Below are 1,056 nucleotides of genomic sequence, written 5' to 3'. Positions count from 1 at the left end.
GTAGGAGTTTGGACCGTGTCTCAGTTCCAATGTGGCCGATCACCCTCTCAGGTCGGCTACTGATCGTCGCCTTGGTAAGCCATTACCTTACCAACTAGCTAATCAGACGCGGGTCCATCCTGTACCGCAAAAGCTTTGATAAGAAAGCCATGCGACTCTCTCATGTTATCCCGTATTAGCATACCTTTCGGTATGTTATCCGTGTGTACAGGGCAGGTTACCCACGCGTTACTCACCCGTCCGCCGCTCTTCACCGAAGTGAATCGCTCGACTTGCATGTGTTAGGCACGCCGCCAGCGTTCATCCTGAGCCAGGATCAAACTCTCAAATAAAAGTTGTTACCTGCTCAGACTATCATTATCTGAATATCTGGCTTGGTTGTATTCGATTCTTTTAAGAATCAGTTATATAAATTAACCTACTGTTTAATTTTCAAAGTTCTTAAATCTACATGGTAGCGGTAACAGGAGTCGAACCTGTGACCTTTCGGGTATGAACCGAACGCTCTAGCCAACTAAGCTATACCGCCACGATTTAATGGTGCCCAGAGGCGGAATCGAACCACCGACACGGGGATTTTCAGTCCCCTGCTCTACCGACTGAGCTATCTGGGCGCACCTTGGTGGGCCTAGCTGGACTCGAACCAGCGACCTCACGCTTATCAGGCGTGCGCTCTAACCACCTGAGCTATAGGCCCATTTTTTGGTCGAGGTGAAGGGACTCGAACCCCCGGCCCCATGGTCCCAAACCATGTGCGCTACCAAACTGCGCTACACCTCGAAATTTTTTTATTTATTTATAGAAATTAATTGGCAGGGGTGGAGGGACTCGAACCCCCGGCGCACGGTTTTGGAGACCGACGCTCTACCAACTGAGCTACACCCCTATAAAAAAAATGTGGTGGGCCATCAGGGACTCGAACCCCAGACCTACCGGTTATGAGCCGGGCGCTCTAACCAACTGAGCTAATGGCCCACATTTTTTTGGTCGAGGTGAAGGGACTCGAACCCCCGGCCCCATGGTCCCAAACCATGTGCGCTACCAAACTGCGCTACA

6 tRNA genes and 1 rRNA gene are annotated in these 1,056 nt (G+C 50.9%); all 7 read right to left on the bottom strand.

Features of this window, described 5'->3' with window-relative positions:
• Positions 1-332: ribosomal RNA gene (locus tag I4U89_RS15555) — 16S ribosomal RNA — on the bottom strand; the annotation flags it as partial.
• Positions 333-452: 120 nt separating this feature from the next.
• Positions 453-529 (bottom strand) — tRNA-Met (locus I4U89_RS15550).
• 9 nt (positions 530-538) lie between these two features.
• Positions 539-614: transfer RNA gene (locus I4U89_RS15545), tRNA-Phe, on the bottom strand.
• Positions 615-620: 6 nt separating this feature from the next.
• Positions 621-697: transfer RNA gene (locus tag I4U89_RS15540), tRNA-Ile, on the bottom strand.
• A gap of 6 nt (positions 698-703) precedes the next feature.
• Positions 704-780: transfer RNA gene (locus tag I4U89_RS15535), tRNA-Pro, on the bottom strand.
• Between the two features lie 30 nt (positions 781-810).
• A tRNA-Trp gene (locus I4U89_RS15530) sits at positions 811-886 on the bottom strand.
• A gap of 12 nt (positions 887-898) precedes the next feature.
• A tRNA-Ile gene (locus I4U89_RS15525) sits at positions 899-975 on the bottom strand.
• Positions 976-1,056 lie beyond the last annotated feature (81 nt).

The organism is Romboutsia sp. 1001713B170131_170501_G6, assembly GCF_015668195.1.
GTDB lineage: Bacteria > Bacillota > Clostridia > Peptostreptococcales > Peptostreptococcaceae > Romboutsia_C.
Note: the sequence above shows the minus strand (reverse complement) of the source record. Positions and strands in the feature narration are given on the sequence as shown.